Annotated in this window: 14 protein-coding genes and 1 tRNA gene; 7 read left to right on the forward strand and 8 right to left on the reverse strand. The window is 57.9% G+C overall.

What is annotated here, in order from left to right; genetic code table 11:
• Positions 1-192: 192 nt before the first annotated feature.
• Both C1X29_RS10530 and C1X29_RS10535 read right to left on the reverse strand, forming a co-directional pair.
• On the reverse strand, positions 193-555 hold the full coding sequence (locus C1X29_RS10530; RefSeq protein ID WP_007958158.1) for a hypothetical protein: 363 nt from the start codon (positions 553-555) through the stop codon (positions 193-195).
• 531 nt (positions 556-1,086) lie between these two features.
• Positions 1,087-2,097 carry an NAD(P)-dependent alcohol dehydrogenase gene (locus C1X29_RS10535; protein WP_102717393.1) on the reverse strand — a complete coding sequence of 337 codons (1,011 nt, stop codon included), beginning with the start codon at positions 2,095-2,097 and terminating at the stop codon, positions 1,087-1,089.
• Positions 2,098-2,267: 170 nt separating this feature from the next.
• Between C1X29_RS10535 and C1X29_RS10540 the strand changes: the two genes are divergently transcribed.
• The 3 genes from C1X29_RS10540 (at position 2,268) to gabP (ending at position 6,193) form a co-directional block, all read left to right on the forward strand.
• On the forward strand, positions 2,268-3,182 hold the full coding sequence (locus C1X29_RS10540; protein ID WP_102686688.1) for a LysR family transcriptional regulator: 915 nt from the start codon (positions 2,268-2,270) through the stop codon (positions 3,180-3,182).
• Between the two features lie 61 nt (positions 3,183-3,243).
• A complete protein-coding gene (locus tag C1X29_RS10545) occupies positions 3,244-4,458 on the forward strand; it encodes an aldose 1-epimerase family protein (protein WP_102717394.1) in 1,215 nt (404 codons plus the stop codon).
• 328 nt (positions 4,459-4,786) lie between these two features.
• Positions 4,787-6,193: a GABA permease gene (gene gabP, locus C1X29_RS10550; RefSeq protein ID WP_007958149.1), complete on the forward strand. Its 1,407-nt coding sequence runs from the start codon at positions 4,787-4,789 to the stop codon at positions 6,191-6,193.
• 59 nt (positions 6,194-6,252) lie between these two features.
• On the opposite strand, the gene C1X29_RS10555 is transcribed toward gabP, so the two are convergent.
• The 5 genes from C1X29_RS10555 to C1X29_RS10575 form a co-directional block, all read right to left on the reverse strand.
• Complete coding sequence (locus C1X29_RS10555) at positions 6,253-6,879, reverse strand: DUF4157 domain-containing protein (RefSeq protein ID WP_102717395.1); 627 nt, start codon at positions 6,877-6,879, stop codon at positions 6,253-6,255.
• A 75-nt stretch (positions 6,880-6,954) separates the two neighbouring features.
• Positions 6,955-8,466 carry a diguanylate cyclase gene (locus tag C1X29_RS10560; protein ID WP_102717396.1) on the reverse strand — a complete coding sequence of 504 codons (1,512 nt, stop codon included), beginning with the start codon at positions 8,464-8,466 and terminating at the stop codon, positions 6,955-6,957.
• Positions 8,467-8,623: 157 nt separating this feature from the next.
• Positions 8,624-9,130, reverse strand: a complete 507-nt coding sequence (gene msrA, locus C1X29_RS10565) for a peptide-methionine (S)-S-oxide reductase MsrA (RefSeq protein ID WP_011333723.1) — start codon at positions 9,128-9,130, stop codon at positions 8,624-8,626.
• A gap of 422 nt (positions 9,131-9,552) precedes the next feature.
• The gene (locus C1X29_RS10570; RefSeq protein ID WP_085747516.1) at positions 9,553-10,089 is read right to left on the reverse strand and encodes an N-acetyltransferase; all 537 of its coding nucleotides are present in this window, start codon (positions 10,087-10,089) and stop codon (positions 9,553-9,555) included.
• 138 nt (positions 10,090-10,227) lie between these two features.
• On the reverse strand, positions 10,228-11,829 hold the full coding sequence (locus C1X29_RS10575; protein ID WP_102717397.1) for a sensor domain-containing diguanylate cyclase: 1,602 nt from the start codon (positions 11,827-11,829) through the stop codon (positions 10,228-10,230).
• A gap of 219 nt (positions 11,830-12,048) precedes the next feature.
• On the opposite strand from C1X29_RS10575, the gene ycaC reads away from it, so the two are divergent.
• Positions 12,049-12,681 carry an isochorismate family cysteine hydrolase YcaC gene (gene ycaC / locus C1X29_RS10580; protein ID WP_007958138.1) on the forward strand — a complete coding sequence of 211 codons (633 nt, stop codon included), beginning with the start codon at positions 12,049-12,051 and terminating at the stop codon, positions 12,679-12,681.
• An 88-nt stretch (positions 12,682-12,769) separates the two neighbouring features.
• On the opposite strand, the gene C1X29_RS10585 is transcribed toward ycaC, so the two are convergent.
• Positions 12,770-13,759: a zinc-dependent alcohol dehydrogenase family protein gene (locus C1X29_RS10585; protein WP_102717398.1), complete on the reverse strand. Its 990-nt coding sequence runs from the start codon at positions 13,757-13,759 to the stop codon at positions 12,770-12,772.
• Positions 13,760-13,885: 126 nt separating this feature from the next.
• On the opposite strand from C1X29_RS10585, the gene C1X29_RS10590 reads away from it, so the two are divergent.
• From C1X29_RS10590 to C1X29_RS10600, 3 genes are all read left to right on the forward strand, one after another.
• Positions 13,886-14,767, forward strand: a complete 882-nt coding sequence (locus tag C1X29_RS10590; RefSeq protein ID WP_102717399.1) for a LysR family transcriptional regulator — start codon at positions 13,886-13,888, stop codon at positions 14,765-14,767.
• Between the two features lie 107 nt (positions 14,768-14,874).
• A tRNA-Lys gene (locus C1X29_RS10595) sits at positions 14,875-14,949 on the forward strand.
• A 24-nt stretch (positions 14,950-14,973) separates the two neighbouring features.
• A complete protein-coding gene (locus C1X29_RS10600) occupies positions 14,974-17,250 on the forward strand; it encodes a hypothetical protein (protein WP_102717400.1) in 2,277 nt (758 codons plus the stop codon).
• Positions 17,251-17,269 lie beyond the last annotated feature (19 nt).

A 17,269-nucleotide genomic window follows, 5' to 3' on the forward strand; every position in this document is an offset into this window, starting at 1 on the left:
GGTTGATAGCAGGGAGGGAGTTCCCGAATATGGTCGCGGGATTGCACTTCGCCAACGAAAAGCTATGGATTGTGAATTACGGCCTTTTGTGAAAAGCATCAATTGGCCGATAGCTGCCATTCCCTATGGCAGCTTCGGCTGACATCGTTTTCTCAAGCCCCCTACTAATCAGTCATGACAGAGTGCTGGCGTCTAGGTCTTCACCTCAACATGATCCAACGCCTGATTCACCGCCAACTCGCTCAACATCACCAACTGCGCAATCCCGATCGCAGTCTTGCGGTGGGCAGGCTCCAGCGTGGCAGCAAAGTTGTTGAGCATTTCACTCGCCGATCCCAATGATTCGCTGGCGTTGGCCAAGAGGGATTCAGTGTTGTAGGCCGGGTTGGCCATGTACATGGGGTCGTGTTTGTGGTGGCTGCCCATGATCCGTTGCTGCGGGGTGAGGTAGTGATCGAGCGCGCGTTCTGCCGCTTCGTTGAGCGTTCGGGAATCGGGAAATTTGTAGGGAGAAACCGGATCGGTTTCCGGTGGGTTTGGTGTTGGTTTGAACATAGATGAATCTCCAGCACTTATTAAATGGGAGTCATCCACTCTCGCTACCAAACGAGGGGTGGCGACCATACGCAGGTTGGTAGACCGGAGCACTGGAACCGGCGCTTCCGAAGAAGCCCTGAGCATGGCCACCATAAATCCAGTCGCATGAATGCAACTGCATGAGGTGACGCGATGCGTCAGCGCTGCGGGCTACCAAACCCGATCACTGTTTTTCAGTGACCCGGAAACGATAAAACCCGCACCCCAGACGCACAAGCCGGCGGATTCTGGCGTAGTCGTAGGCAATGACGCAAGACGCTGTAGCCGTGGGGAAGTAATGCCGGGCGTTTCTAAACACAAATCAAAAAAGGCTTTAAACACGGCGGCTTTCTGCCCGGTTTACTCGTTTCTGGAAACCAGCCGTAATCTGTTGTGTGAAGCATCGGCTGCGCTGCAGAGGTCTGATCGCGGCTCGCGATGTCGAAATCAGCCACACCTCTGAGCGCTGAGGCAGGCAAAAAAAGGCGCCGGATTGGCGCCTTAAGGTTATCAAGCGATTTTGATCACAACCTTCCCAAATGCTCCCCTTGCGAGATGCTCATAAGCCTCACGTGCTTTCTCGAACGGATACACCTGATCGATCACGGGGCGGATCTTGTGCTGGTTGAGGAATGTGTTCATTCGATCGAATGATGAGCGCGGCGCCACGGCGATTCCGCGAATGGTCGTCTGGCGGAAAATGAGTGGCATCAGATTGAGTTCTACGGTTTGCCCCGTTAAAAATCCGATCTGCGCAATGCGCCCCGATGCCTTGGTTGCGGCGACCGATTGATTGATGCCGCTGCCGCCGGCCACATCGAGTAGTAAATCCACGCCTTTGCCTTCGGTCAGCTTCAGCACTTCGTCCGCCCAGTTCGGCGTCGTTCTGTAGTTGATGCCTGCCACGGCCCCCAGCCCCTTGACGGTTTGCAGATTCTGATCGCTACTCGACGTTGCGATGACCTTCGCGCCAAGCGCAGTTGCGATCTGCACGGCAAATATCGACACACCTCCCGTGCCTTGAACCAATACGGTCTGGCCTGGTTGGATCTGTCCAAAGTCCACCAGCGAATACCAGGCTGTGAGCGCAGCAATCGGAAGTGTGGCCGCCTCTTCGTCGCTCATGTTGTCCGGGGCACCGACGGCGCTGTCTTCATGGATGATCATGTATTCGGCCAAGCCGCCGGGTAGCGGTGAACCGAAGCAGTAATCGGGTTCGTTCGGGCCTGGCTCGCCATCCAGCCAACGTGAGTAGAGATGTGAGTTGACGCGATCACCGACTTTGAAGCGCGTGACGTTGTCACCGATAGCTACCACCGTGCCGGCGGCATCGCTCACCGGGATCAGTGGTTTGGGCACCATGTGCGGTTCATAAATGCCGTCGACGATTGCCTTGTCGCGAAAGTTGAGCGAGACAGCACCGACCTTCACCAGTAATTCGCCAGCCTTGGGCTGCGGAGTCGCGACCTCTCCCAATTGCAGGTTGTCGAGTCCGAAATCTTTCAATAACCACGCTTTCATTGCGAATCTCCAAATACACGTCAATGGCCTCGAACCAGACAGGTTCTGCCTTGGGTGCATTTTTCGCTTTTGACGATGCGCAATAAATGCGTGGCAAAAGACATGATTGTTCTATCCTTGAGCAACAATCATGTTCAACTCGCGGTCAAGCGGGTTCATAGGGTAGCGACATGGAACTGCTTCAATCGATGCGACTGTTTGCCAGGCTTGCGGAACTCGGCAGTTTTACCAAAGCCGCTGAATCGCTGGACATCGGGCGGCCCCAGGTCACCCGGTATATCCAGGAGCTGGAAACGTCATTGGGCGTGCGCCTGTTTCAGCGCACCACGAGAAAGGTGGCCCTTACCGCCGAGGGCGAGAGGTTCTATGAGCGGGTGCAGGAGATTTTGGCGGATATTTCTGCTGCGACCTCAATGTTTGACCGATCCGGAGCAACGCTCACGGGCCGACTTCGTGTCGATATCCCGACCGCTTTCGCGCAGTTGGAATTCATCAAAAGCCTTAAAGAATTCACCGCCTCCTACCCAGGTATCAACATGGTTCTGGGCGTGACTGACCGGGCTGTCGACTTGATCGGCGAGGGCGTCGACTGTGCGTTGCGTATTGGTGATCTACCGGATTCGACCTTGATCGCTCGCCCAATCGCAATGGCGACCATGGTGACCTGTGCCGCGCCCGAGTATCTGCACCAGTACGGGGAACCCGCGACACTCGACGATCTGGTCTCCCATCGAGGCGTCAACTTCTTGTCCGGTCAGAACAACAGGACATTGCCTTGGCATTTCACGTTAAAAGGTCAGGATCGATCCTTTGTGAGTAACGCCGGCATCACCGTCACCGAGTCGAATGCGTATGTCCAGTGTGGTGTGTCGGGTTTCGGAATAATCCAGGCGCCTGGGATTACCGTTGCCGAGCATTTGGCCAGTCGCGGGTTGGTGGAAATTCTAAAGCCCTATCGGCCAGCTCCTCGCCCTGTTTCGTTGCTCTACCCAAGTCGGACGCATTTGGCACCCCAGGTTCAGGTTTTTATCGAATGGCTGCAAAAGCGTTTTCCGCAGCTTCATTCTGACTGGCTGGAAACATAGCTTGATGAAACGTTTCAGCAGGTTTATAAAAACGGCACAACTCCAAGAAAAGGCTGCTCCCATGACCCCGCTCAAACTCGTTGTTGCCCTCAGCGCACTGTCCGCTGCCTCCCACGCCATGGCCTGGGATTACGTTCTGCTCGACACCGACAAAGCCGCTCAGAACTGGCAGATCACCAGCCAGCAACTAGGCCTGAAAACCGTCAAACCCTTCAGCGTCAGCCTGCGCACTTTGCATGGCGGTCGGCAGGAGGGCGTCAGCATTGTCGACATCGATAACGGCACGATGAAACTCTCGGTGGTGCCGACGCGCGGAATGAACGTCTTGCAGGCCTCGGTCGGCGATGTGCGCATGGGTTGGGATTCGCCGGTCAAGGAGGTGGTCAATCCGTCCTTCATCGAACTCAATGGCCGCGATGGTCTTGGCTGGCTGGAGGGTTTCAACGAGCTGGTGACCCGCTGCGGATACGAATGGGTCGGCCACCCCGGCGTCGACAACGGCGAACTGCTGACCCTGCACGGCCGGGCCGCCAACATTCCTGCGAACAAAGTCACCCTGCACATCGATGAAACGCCACCGTACGCCATCACCCTGCGCGGTGAGCTGAAAGAGCAGGCGTTCAAGAAAGTCGACTTCTCCGTCGCCACCGAACTGGTCACCGAACCCGGCAGCGTTGTGTTCGCCCTTAACGACACCCTGACCAACAACGGTGACTATCCGAAGGAGTACCAGGCGCTGTACCACAGTAACTTCAGCACCCCGTTCTTGGAGCAGGGCGCTCGTTTCGCCGCGCCGGTGAAACAGGTGTCGCCGTTCAACGACAAGGCCAAGGGCGATTTGGCTGAATGGCAAACCTACCGCGCACCGACCAAGGACTACGACGAAACGGTTTACAACGTCGTGCCGTACGCCGATGCCAAGGGCGATACGTTAACCGTATTGCATAACAAGGCTGGCAGCCTGGGCGTTTCGGTTGGCTTCAATACGCAGACATTGCCGGTGTTTTCCCTGTGGAAGAATACCGATACCCAAGGTCAGGGTTATGTCACCGGGCTGGAGCCGGGGACGAGTTTTTCCTACAACCGCCGTTATCAGCGGCCACTGAACCTGGTACCCACCATCGGGCCGAAGGAACACAAACAGTTCCGCATCAGCTACAGCTTGTTGGCGGATAAGGCGGCGGTGGATAAGGCCTTGAAGCAGGTGAGCGACATTCAGGGCGGGCGGGAGACCGAGGTGCGGCAGACACCGTTGGTTGATCTGACCAAGGGCTGACACCGGCCAGAAAAAGGGGGACTGATTTATTTTTCCTGAATAAATCAGCGCCCCTTTTTTATTCTGTGATGGCGCTCTCGAACGGGCCCGAATGCCATTCACCATGTCGAAATCAGACACCGTCGTGCCGCTCCCAGGCTATTTGCGATCAACTCCAGGCACGTAAGGTGACGCATCATTTCATCGCCCTGCGTCGTCGTCCGACCGATTTGTAACGCAGCAGCGCTTGAGGTGCGCCGCTCTGGAGCAGGGCAACAGGAAGAAATGATGATCGCCTGACACGTCGTCAGTACGCCCAAACGTCGATCACCAGAGAACAACAAAAACAATGAATAGTCTGAACTCGAAGGACTCGAACGGTCAGTTGGCGCAGGGCTTCAAGCCGCGTCATGTCACCATGCTTTCCATTGCCGGCATCATCGGTGCGGGGCTGTTTGTCGGCTCCGGCCACGCCATTGCCGCCGCCGGCCCGGCAGTCTTGCTTGCTTATCTCTTCTCCGGTCTGCTGGTCGTGCTGGTCATGCGCATGCTCGGTGAAATGGCCGTGGCCCATCCGGACACGGGATCGTTTTCCACCTATGCCGATCAGGCCATCGGCCGTTGGGCGGGGTTCACCATTGGTTGGTTGTATTGGTGGTTCTGGGTGCTGGTCATTCCGATCGAAGCGCTGGCCGCCGGGCATGTCTTGAATCAGTGGTTTCCCCAGGTCGATGCGTGGTTGTTCGCGTTGCTGTCGATCATTTTGCTGGTGGTGACCAACCTGTTCAGCGTGTCCAAGTACGGCGAGTTCGAGTTCTGGTTTGCGATGGCCAAAGTGGTGGCGATCATCGGGTTCATCGGGCTGGGTTTTGCGGTGTTGATGGGCTGGATTCCGGAGCGTGAGGCCAGCGGTTTGAGCCGTTTGATGGAAGAGCACGGCGGGTTCGCCCCGAATGGTTTGTCGGCGGTGGTCGGGGCTTTCATCACCATCATGTTCAGCTTTATCGGGACGGAAGCGGTGACCATCGCGGCCGCCGAATCGAGCAACCCGGCGCAGAACATCGCCAAGGCCACGCGTTCGGTGATCTGGCGCATCGGCGTGTTTTATCTGCTGTCGATTTTCGTGGTGATTTCCGTGGTGCCCTGGAACGATCCGCTGCTGGCGTCCGTCGGCTCTTACCAGCGCGCGCTGGAGCTGATGAACGTTCCCAATGCCAAATTCCTGGTCGATGTGGTCGTGCTGATCGCGGTGGCCAGTTGCATGAATTCCTCGATCTACATTTCCTCGCGGATGCTGTTCTCGCTGGGCCGACGCGGCGATGCTCCGCAACCGCTGAAAGTGACCTCCGCTGCGGGCGTGCCGAGAGCTGCGGTGATTGCCAGCACCGTGATCGGCGCCGGGGTGACGCTGTTCAGTTATTTCATGCCGGCCGGGCTGTTCCAGTTTCTGCTTGCCAGCTCCGGTGCGATTGCGTTGCTGGTGTATCTGGTGATCGCAGTCTCGCAATTGCGCATGCGCCGGATGCTGCGTCGGCAGAATGTCGAGCTGACGTTTCGCATGTGGCTGTTTCCATGGCTGACGTGGCTGGTGATCGCGTTCATCTGCGCTGCGCTGGCGGTGATGATGGTGACGCCCGAGCATCGTCTGGAAGTGACGTCGACCATTGGGCTGGCGCTGGCGATTTCGTTTATCGGGCTGGTGACCACGCGGCAACATGGGCAGGCGAGGGCGGCGGTTTCGGCGGGCGAGGCCTAGGGTTTTTCTGGTGCTTGAACGGTGGGGTTGGCCCCGGCATGGACGCAGGGGATGTCCGATCATCGGGCTTCGGCTCGCAGCCAACGTCTGACCTCGCTCTGTATCGCATACGCCGGAGCCTCGACCGCATTGAAATCCTGCGAATACCGCTGCGCAAACCCTTCGACTCCCCATTCCTGAAACTGCTGCACATGCTTCAGTTCGTGCGCCCAGAGAGTGACGTTGTGTTCTGCGGTTTCAGCGTCGCGGAACAGGATGATGTCGATCAGCGTCACTGCACCGACATCCGGATTTTGCAGGATGGCCGTGGCGGCGTTGTATTGGCCGTCGTTGGTGACTTTGTAGTGCACGGCATCGAGGACGCCGGGTTCATACCAGCGCAGCAGTTGCTCCCGGATGTGCGGGGGAATCGGTTTGATGTCGGTACTGGCGGCTTCGGCGCGGGCCTGAGTCAAGCCCTGCGCCAGGACCGGTGCCGCCATCCGGAAAAGGTCTTCAGACAGACGTTCCGGGTCCGGCAGGCAAATGCAGCTGTCGAGGCATACTTGTTTTTCGCCGGCAGGGCAGGTGTCAGCCTGGGCTGGTGCTGCAAGCGTCAAGCAAAGGACCAAGGACAAAAAGGAGGACGCGCCAAAGGCCCCTCGGTGTACGACCCTTTCATTTTGCGTTGCCCCATACATAGTCATTCCATCTACGGGTTGTCAGCGCGAGTGGCTCGGGGAGGGACATGGTGGTTTTCTCCCGCGTGGTTTCACTTAAGGCTAGATCAAGCCCGGCAGTTTCACCGACCTGTTTCGCCCCAAGGCCTTGGCACTGTACAGCGCCTGATCGGCGGCTTCGATCAAACCTTGCACGGGGGTGAGTCGGGAACCGGCGGCAGTGGCAATCCCGATGCTGACACTCACTCGTCCCAACGGGCTGGATTCGTGGGAAATGTTCGCTTGCTGCAACCGGTCGAGGATCAGTTGCGCCACGATCTGCGCACCTTCGCTGTCGGTATTGGGCATGATGACGCCCATCTCTTCACCGCCATACCGCGCCACAAGATCCGAGGGACGGCGCACGCACGTCTCCACGACGTTGCCAACGCGTTGCAGGCAATCGTCGCCGGCAACATGCCCGTAGGAATCGTTGAACAGTTTGAAGTAGTCGATATCAATCATCAGCAGTGCCAAGGACGTGCCGTCGCGCTGCGCTCGTCGCGCCTCCAGGTCCAGCGTCACATCGAAGCAGCGTCGATTGGCCAGACCGGTCAAGGCGTCCTTCATCGCCAACAACTCGAGTTGCCTGTTTGACGAAAGCAACTGCTGCTGAGTGCCCATCAACTCCGCTTCTACTTGGGTTCTGCGTCGGATATCCAGTATCAAAAACCAACCGATGAGACCGGTAAGCGCGAGCAGGCCCGTTACCACCACGGCCGATAGCAGCGCCTCCGTTCGCCACGCGGCGAGGGCTTCGCGTTTCCCGAGTGCGACGGTCGTGATCAGCGGCAGCCGGTCACTTTTGCGAAAGGCGTAGAGCCTTTCCACACCGTCCAGGCTGGAGGTGAACGAGGCGGTGCCGACAGAGCGATCCACCAGATACTTGGCGTAGATCGGTGATTTTGAAAAATTGCGCCCCATGTCCTGCTCGCGGAAGGGGTAGCGAACCAACAACGTACCATCGGTATAAGACAACCCGATGGCACCCTCCTGGCCGACATCGATCTTTCCAAACAGCCGCAGAAAGTTTTCGATGCCCAAGGTCACCGCGACCACTCCGGCAAACTCACCGCGAGCATCATTGAAGCGTCGACTGACGGTGATGACCCATTCCTGATTGGTGCGGCTCTGAATGGGCGGACCGATAAAGGTCTCGGGGGAGGGATCATCGCGGTGATGAATGAAATAGGCCCGATCACTGCTATTTGCCCCGGCCGGAATCGGCCGGTTGGAGGACATCAGCCAGCGTCCCTGACTGTCGTAGATGGTGATGCCGCTGAGCTGTGGCATCAGCGGCTCCTGCCGGTCGATCAGCGATCTGATCCGCTGGATCTGAACGGGGCCACTGCCTTCGGTTTCCAGGCGTTCGACGAGCCCGAGCAAAAGCGCCGAACTTTGGCGGACAATGCCTTCGGAATAGGTGACAAGCGCCTGGGTCAGGTTCAACCCGTGAACGTCTACTTCCTCCAGCGCTCGCTCTCGAGAGGCCAGCACCTTCCAGACAGTCAGTGAGGCCAGGGAACAGCCGATAACCAACAGCAAAAGCACAACCAGGTGCGTATCTCGCTTCACGTCACTACCTTATGGAAAGTCCGTTTTTCCGTTCCAGAGGCTATTGGATCAAGGCAATAACGGCAGCCGTTCGTCCTCATCGCGCGCAAGGATACAAGCAGTCAGGTGTCGCTGCAGCAATAGATGAACGGGTTACAGCACCGAGCCCCTCTCGACCTCAACCGCGTTTGGGCAGCTTCCAGTTCGGGCGAATGAAGTGGCAGGTGTAGCCATTCGGAATGCGCTCGAGGTAGTCCTGATGCTCTGGCTCCGCTTCCCAGAACGGCCCCGCCGGTTCGATTTCAGTGACCACCCGGCCTGGCCACAGGCCCGATGCATCGACATCAGCCGCAGTGTCTTCGGCGATATCGCGTTGCTGCTCGTTCAGGTAATAGATCGCCGAACGATAGCTCGGACCGAGGTCGTTACCCTGACGGTTGGGTGTGCTCGGGTCGTGGATCTGAAAGAAAAACTCAAGGATCTGCCGATAGCTGATCACGGCGGGGTCGAAGACGATTTCGATGGCTTCGGCGTGGTTACCATGATTGCGGTAGGTGGCGTTCGGCACATCGCCGCCGGTGTAACCGACCCGCGTCTGCAGCACGCCGGGGTAGCGGCGCAACAGATCCTGCATGCCCCAGAAGCAGCCGCCGGCGAGAATCGCAGTTTCGGTTTGAGTGGTCATGGCATGTCCTTCCTCTCGAATGGGTCGCAGATGTTCCTTGATATGAGGGAGTGTGGGCCGATTCCAAGGTTGAACCGGTAAATAAACCATGAAGTGCGGGCTTTCGGAATTCTCCTGCTTTTGCTTCACGTCACTGTCTTTGGAGCGCCCGGCGCGGGGCACGCCAATATTGAAGCGAAAAAAAACCGCCAATCAGGCGGTTTTTTCAAAGCGGGATTCAGGTTCTGCCACCGGCGAGCCAACCATCAGGCTCCATTTCTTTGCCACAGGCTGCGGCTACTTTCAAAAAATGCCGCTGACTGGCGGAGACCTTGATGGGCAAACAGGGTTCTTCGGCACGAAGTCTGGAAGCAGGCGCTGATTGGGCTTTTGGCTTCTTGTGTTTCATGGACACCTCTCGTGCCGGGTTGCTTGAGTCGATCTTATGGGTGGACCAGTGGAAAGACAAGGCGGTCAGTCGTGTCAAAATAAAATCCAAGCGTTTGGTAGTAGGAGATAGCACCTGAGTCAGGTTCTTGTACTTCAATTTCGGTACATCCCAGCTTTCGGGCATAGAACTCTGTTGTCAGTAGTGCCATTGGTGCGATCCAGCCTCGCAGGGTATGGGCCTTGTAGGTGTGACCCTGCAAAAGAACGATTTTTATGCAGATTGTGCTTTTTCGTGGCGTTGCATAGCACAAACCGCACAGCTCATCTTCGTACCAGAAAGCCAAGTCCAGACCTTTTGCATCTTTTGTTTTCCACTCAAGTACATCATCCCATGGGTATCCAATGGGCCCGCTCCACTGATGGTATGCGTTGATTGCCAAGGGCGTGATCGGGTCGATCCTGAGCAACTGAGCATCAATCCCGGCTGCCAGAGCTCCTGGATCCATGGAAAGCGTTTCGTGCGCAAGTTTGCGGGCTTCTGATTTGAGCGTTTGGTTTCGGAGTTCGGTACCTTTGCCTTTTCTTCGCATCGTCTGTGTTCTGTCCGGTTCAGGCAGAAGACGGTATCGAAGGCGAGGGTGCCCACGTAATCAGGCGTGAGGGACGGCTGCTGTAGGACGCTGCTTATGTGCGTGAAGGACGCAGGAATTGGCTGGTTTTAGTCACATTCAGCGATCCGTCCGCGGCATCGCCGCAATCGGCTGGATCTGCCGCGATGCCTGCGCCGAACACCAGCGATTCCGCCCTTGCTGCTTGGCCTGATACAGACAGGTATCGGCGGACTTGAGCAAAGTGGCCGGGGTCACCGCATCGTCAACCGGATAGCGCGTGGTAATCCCCGCACTCGCAGTGACATACCCCAGCGGATGCCCGGCATGTTCAAGTTCCAGCGAGCGAATGGTCTGCAAAATATCTTCGGCGACCTGAATCGCCCCGGCGCTGTCGGTGTTGGGCAGCAGCACGGTGAACTCCTCGCCGCCATAGCGCACGGCCAGATCCGAAGGCCGCTTGACTGCTTTGCGGATGCCGTCGCCGACCGCGATCAGGCAGTCATCGCCGGCGGCGTGGCCGTACTGGTCGTTGTAGCGCTTGAAGTAGTCGACATCGAGCATGATCAATGACAGCGGCGAACCCTGACGTCGGGCCAGGCGAATCTCATCCGTCAGCGCCGCGTCCAGGCGCCGACGGTTGCCGAGGCCGGTGAGGCTGTCAGTCAGCGCCATGTCGCGCATCGTTTTGTGCGCCGAGCGAATCTCCCGTTCCATCGCCATCCGCTGGTGCAACTGGCTCAGGACGATGAGCCCGAAACAGGCGAGCACCAGAATCAGGAACACCAGCACAAACCCGTTTTTCAGCAGGTCCTGGCGCCACGGCGCAACGATGGAATCCCGGGACAAACCAGCCTCGACCACCAGTGGGTAGGTGGTCAGGGCGCGATAGCCGTAAAGGCGTTCGGTGTCGTCGACCACCGCCCGGATCTGGACAATGCCCTGATTGGCGTTGGGCAGGTAGGTCTTGAAGATCTCGCTGTTCGCCAGGCTTTTGCCGACCACCGAGGCAATGAACGGCCGGCGCACGAGGATCGTGCCGTCGCGCATCGCCAGCACCAGCGCGCCTTTGTCATCGATGCGGAAGTCACCGTAATAATCGACGAAATAACTGACCTTGACCGTCCCCAGCAGCACGCCGGCGAACGATCCGTCGGGGTTATTCAAACGCCGCGAGATCGGAATGATCAGGTCATGGGTGGAACGGCTTTCCACCACCTGGCCGATACGCACGCGCCGGTCTTCATGGGTGCGGTGATACTGGAAATAATCGCGGTCGGCATTGTTGGCCGTCTCAGGCGTGACCTCCTTGTCGGTCACGATCCACTGGCCGTCCGGGCCGTAGATGAACAGGCCATGCAGCTGCGGCATGATTTTCGATTGCTGGATGAGCAGCTTGTGAATCCGCGCCACATCCAGGTTCTGCAAACCATCGCCTTCGACCCGCTCGGCCAGCCCCGCAGTCAGCACATCGACCTGACGGATGGTGTCCTCGGCGTGTTGCGCCGTGGCGCGGGCGAGGTTGGTCACCGAATCGCGTGCGGAAGCAAACACCGAACGGTAATCGCGCCACGTCCTCCAGCTCTCGACGGTCAGAAAAGCCACGACCACCATCAGCATGAAACTGACGGTCAGGCGAAAGGTCGAGCCGGCCTTCACGCCTTGGCGAGGCGCGCGCGGTGTTTCATCTGGGGTGGGCGCTTGCGTCTTGCGTCCGGGCATCAACATTCCCTGGCTGTCGTTGTGAGCGAGTGAACAGTATGACAAGGATCGGAGGGAAGGTTGGGCTGGCTGTGTGATCTGCTCGGCAGTTAGAGCGAATTGTCCGTTTTGAGTTGACGGTGAAACGCTTTTCAGACGATTTATCGCTTTCAGGCGAGTCAGTAATCTGTGCCCATCTTGAACGCAAACGCACTTCCACAACTAAAAAGGGATTCACACATGAGCACTCCAACCTACAACCGCCTGAACAAAGACGACGCCGTGGTTCTGCTGGTCGACCACCAGACCGGCCTGATTTCTCTGGTTCAGGACTTCTCGCCAAACGAGTTCAAGAACAACGTGCTGGCGCTGGCCGATCTGGCCAAATTCTTCGAGTTGCCGACCATCCTCACCACCAGCTTCGAACAAGGCCCGAACGGCCCACTGGTGCCGGAACTCAAGGAAATGTTCCCGGACGCGCCGTACATCGCTCGCCCAGGCCAGATCAACGCCTGGGACAACGAAGACTTCGTCAAGGCGATCAAGGCCACCGGCCGCAAGCAGATCATCATTGCCGGGGTCGTGACCGATGTGTGCGTAGCGTTCCCGACCCTGTCGGCGCTGGCAGAAGGGTTTGACGTGTTCGTGGTGACCGACGCTTCCGGCACCTTCAACACCACCGTGCAGCAAGCCGCGTGGAATCGCATGACCCAGGCCGGCGCGCAGATGATGAACTGGTTCTCGGTGGCCTGCGAACTGCACCGCGACTGGCGCAACGACATCGAAGGCCTGGGCAACCTGCTGTCCCAGCGCATCCCGAACTACCGCAACTTGATGAACGGCTATGCCGCACTGACGGCGCATCAGAAATAACCGGATGCCGGATAGACGAAAGCCTGCTTTGAAAAAAGCAGGCTTTCGTCGTTTCTACCCCAAACAGCAGAGCAGGGGACTCGTCACCTCAAACCGTGACGACAATCTTCCCGACCTGCTGATTGGCCTCAAGAAAACGATGCGCTTCCTGAATGTCATCCAGGGCAAATGTCCTGGCAATGATCGGTTGCAGCGCACCCGATGCCAGCCCGTCGCCGATGAAAGCCTTGGCGCGTGCCAGGATGGCCGGGTCGGAGACGATCTCTGTGTAGAGGTAACCCTTGAGCGTCAAGCATTTGCCCAGCACGGTGAACAGCGGGAACGGCGTCGGTTCCGGGCTCAGGGCACCGTACTCCAGCAGGATGCCGCCGCGCGCCATGCTTTGGGTCAGCGGTTCGAACAACGGGCCGCCCACCGGATCGAACACCACCCGCGCGCCTTTGCCGTCGGTCAGCGCCATGACGGCTGCAACCATGTCTTCTTCGTCGCTGACGATCACGTGTGCGGCGCCAGCGTCGAGCAAAGCTTGTTTCTTGGCGCGGGTGCGGGTGACGGCAATCGAGGTGGCGCCGACCATTTTCGCGATCTGGAAGGCTGCCAGGCCGACGCTGCTGGAGGCGGCGGTGACGATCACGAAGTCGTCTTTTTGCAGTTTGGCCTGTTCGACCAGCGCGCCCCACGCGGTGACGTATTGCATCCAGGACGCCGCCGCTTGTTCAAACGACAGGTTCTGCGGGTGTTTGACGGTGAGGTGGGCGGGCACGTTGGCCAGTTCGCCGTAAGTGCCCCAGCGCGCGATGTCCAGCGGCGGAATCAGGCTGACGGCATCACCGATCTTGAACTCGCTGACGTTGGCGCCAACCGCGACCACCACGCCGGCAGCTTCGTAGCCGAGACGGCTGGGAAACTCCGCTTCCTGCAGATAGGCGTGGTTGCGGAACATCACTTCGGCGCGATTCAGGCCAAAGGCTTTGACCTCGATCTGCACTTCGTCCGCAGCGGGCGCCGGGATGTCGACGTTTTCCAGTTTGAGGACGCTCGCGTCACCGTATTCATGAATCCTGACAATGCGTGCCATCTGTACTTCCTCGGTTATCGATGAAATTGCACCGGCGTTATCCGGTGCCATGGACGCCAATTTAGGCTTTGGCCTGCTCCGGATAAAGGCCTAGGATGGCGCAACACTAGAAACAACGAGTTTCCAATGGATCGCCTCACACTCATGGCCACCTTCGTCAAAGCGGTGGAGCTGGGCTCCTTCAGCGCGGTGGCGGACGAGCTCAACCTGTCCCCGCAAATGGTCGGCAAGCAAGTGAAAATGCTCGAGCAGCATCTGGGCGTTTCGCTGCTCAACCGCACCACCCGCAAGCAAAGCCTGACTGATTTCGGACGCACCTTCTATCAGCGGGCGAAGCTGATTCTGGCTGACATGGACGCCGCCGAAGAAATGGCCGCCGTGACCCGGGGCGTGCCCAGCGGCCGGTTGCGGATCAATGCGCCCGTCACGTTCGGCGTCAGCACGCTGTCGCCGAAGCTGCTGGAGTACATGGTTCGTTATCCGCAAGTGTCGGTGGACCTGACGCTGTCGAACGAACTGGTCGACCTGGTGGACGGCGGATACGACGCTGTATTTCGCATCGGCGAACTCGCCGACAGCGGCCTGAAGGCACTGCCGCTGATGCCCTATCAAATGGTGTTGTGCGCGGCACCGTCCTACCTCGCACGCCGCCCAACCATCACCACGCCTTGGGACCTTCAGGAGCATGAATGTCTGGCGTTCGCCTATTCGGACGGCCGCTCACACCTGCGATTCGAAGGCCCGGAAGGCTGTATCGATGTACCGATTAAAAGCCGATTGACGATTAATCAGGGCGATCCGTTACTGTCCGGGGCCGTCGCGGGGCTGGGGGTGGTGATGCTGCCGCTGGAGCTGGTCAAGGATTCGCTGAGAAGCGGGACGCTGGTAAGTCTGCTGCCGCAGTACAAGGTGCCGGTTTCGCCGATGAATCTGTTGTATGCGCCGGATCCGAGGCTGACCCCCAAACTGCGGAGCTTTATCGATTTCGTGAGAGGGGCGTTCGGATAAGCGCTGCATTGAGTGATGAAGGCTTAACGATCAGAGATTTGTCGCAACAAAATCCCTGAATCCGAGCTTCACATACTTTCGCGACTCATCGACAATGCGCGCTCTGTTCCGGGGTAGTTCAGCGGTAGAACACTCGGCTCTTAACCGGGTGGGCGCTGGTTCGAATCCAGCCCCCGGACCCACTACATAGTAGGTCACAAGGAAGTATGTCCAGGCCTGAGGGTGAATCGGGTGCGTTCGGCGAAATAAACGCCGGTTATGCGCACTTTCAACTGTCTCGCGCGCTTACTGCACGCGACAATGACGCCAGTCCGAAAGCACTTGCCAGGATCGAACGCTGGCAAAAGGTTCTCGAAAACCTGATGCATGGCCGTACACTGTATGGCTCGCGGACGCCGTTTGCCGACCTGCCAGAATGGATCACGCTGGAAGTGGCCACTGGCGGCTTTGCAACGGGCAACCTTCTGGCCGGTGGCGAGTTGACCGCTCATGAGCGCCTGTTGGCGTCATCGATTCCCGGCATTCGAGCGGGTTACGAACGGCTCGATTTGAATAGGTGGCATCTTTCAGACGAAGGCGTAAGAACGCTGCAAGAGCGATTGACGAACGAAGACTATCGGATCGATGTACCGGAAGAGGCCGCGTTGCTGACAGTGGCCTGGTTTCTGGGGCAACAGCGCGTCGAAGAAGCCAGGACGTTGATCGAGCAGATCGCGCCTTTCTTCGAACGAGTGCGTTTCTTTCCCGCGGCAGCCAACGAACGCCCACTCTCGATGGCTGAAGTTGAAGTTTTCAATGCTGGTCAAATCAGCCTGCGGCTGTCCGACCTCTTACCCCAGCCTCGTCTTACCGTCCAAAAGCATGTTGTTGAACGCAGGTTGCCCCTCTACGACACGGCGGTCTCGCTGTTCCTGCTGACGTACAACGATGGTTGGCCTTGCAGGCATTACCCTGAAGGCTGGTTCGAGCGCGCTTCGGTGCTCGGTAAAGAATTTGATATCGCCACTGAGGCTGATCCCCGCCGCGCGGGTAACTCCAGTGATCGGGCGGCGGAGTTGCTGGCATTGCTCAAGCAATGCTCTATCGATCCTGCATCGCTAACGGGGCGCCAGGTTGGGCGCATTCGCAGAATCGTCGACGACTTTGTAGCCAAGCATGGACACCCTGAGTCCGAAGAACATTCCAGCGAGCGCGCACAGCAGCGTCATCACGTATCAGCTTCGGCACACCATCTGATTGCCAAGGCTGCTTCCGCGCGACTGGCGAGATATCCAGTCTCGGAAGGCATCTCTGATTTCGCGCCGTTACTGACGCCCATCACCAACGAAGAGGCGAAGGCTTATTCATTGAAGGAGGGGGAGACCATTCCTCCTTCGATTCGTCGACGCCTCGAACGCTGCCGAAAGGGAACGGTTGCAGAGTTGATTGAACATGGGGTCATTACATCCGCAGATACAGTGGCGAAAGTGCTGCCAGCGATGACGGCGCAAATCTGTAGCGCCGGATATCGAGACGTAGCGCTGCGGGCACTGTCTGTCGCAACTTATTGTGCGTTCAGGCGTCGACGCTCTCTATTGCTGCTGAACATGCAGCGTCAGGTGAGAGTCGATGATCTGCCTTGGGTGAAAGCCCTGGAGACCGAGTACGAGGCTGGCGCTCTCGCGATTGAAGGTGCCAGACAGGCTTTGGTCGAGGCGTCCGCATTGACCCTTGTTGCATTTCCTCAGGCCATTCTGCCAAACAAGTTGCTTCAGGAATTTTCCTCGCTTGCCGAATCGGCCAAGCTGGATCTTCCCTTCGTAGAGGAGATCGCGGCTGACATTTTCATGGGCGCTTTCTCCGGCAAGTTCGTGAAGGCTGCCAAGCGTTCAGTCCGGCTGATGGCCGGATCTCTTTACGCACGCTATTACGATATCGATATGGATCAGTTGGCTGCACTACCCAAGCAGCGGAATTCACGAAGCAACAGTGGTGTGCTGGCAGGTTTGTGCGCGCGGCGGGCGAATGCCGATATCGGTAGATGGAGTCCAGCGAACAACGGCACGATCATCGAACAGCAACAGATATTGACCACGCAAAATCTGGCAATCCTGTTTGATGATCTGGACCTGAAGACGCTGTTACATGATCGCTTGGGTTCAATGGCCGAGGCATGTTTCAAATGGATATGCAGCCGGCAGCAGATGCAGATCAAGTTCTACCATGCACGTCTGGTCATGTTGAAAAACACCGCGTATGCGTGGCGCCAGATGATGTTTTATCTGTCGATGCTGGATCAGTCTCGATTGGAGAGCGTGCTTGGAAACATTGAAGTGCACTTCGCCGCTCAATCCGGCGCATTTCAGGGACGATTTCTTCCCGCCATGATCGGGTTGCGCATGGCGGTATCTGGGTGTCGGTTGACTTCGGCTCACCAAGAGCGGGAGGGTTGTAAGGTTTTTCTCGGGTGGACCACTGAGCGGCACTGGCTGATGCCTTCCTAGATATCGAAAAGCTCCAGGC

Origin of the sequence: Pseudomonas sp. GW456-12-10-14-LB2 (genome assembly GCF_002884345.1) — a bacterium.
Taxonomy (GTDB): domain Bacteria; phylum Pseudomonadota; class Gammaproteobacteria; order Pseudomonadales; family Pseudomonadaceae; genus Aquipseudomonas; species Aquipseudomonas paraglycinae.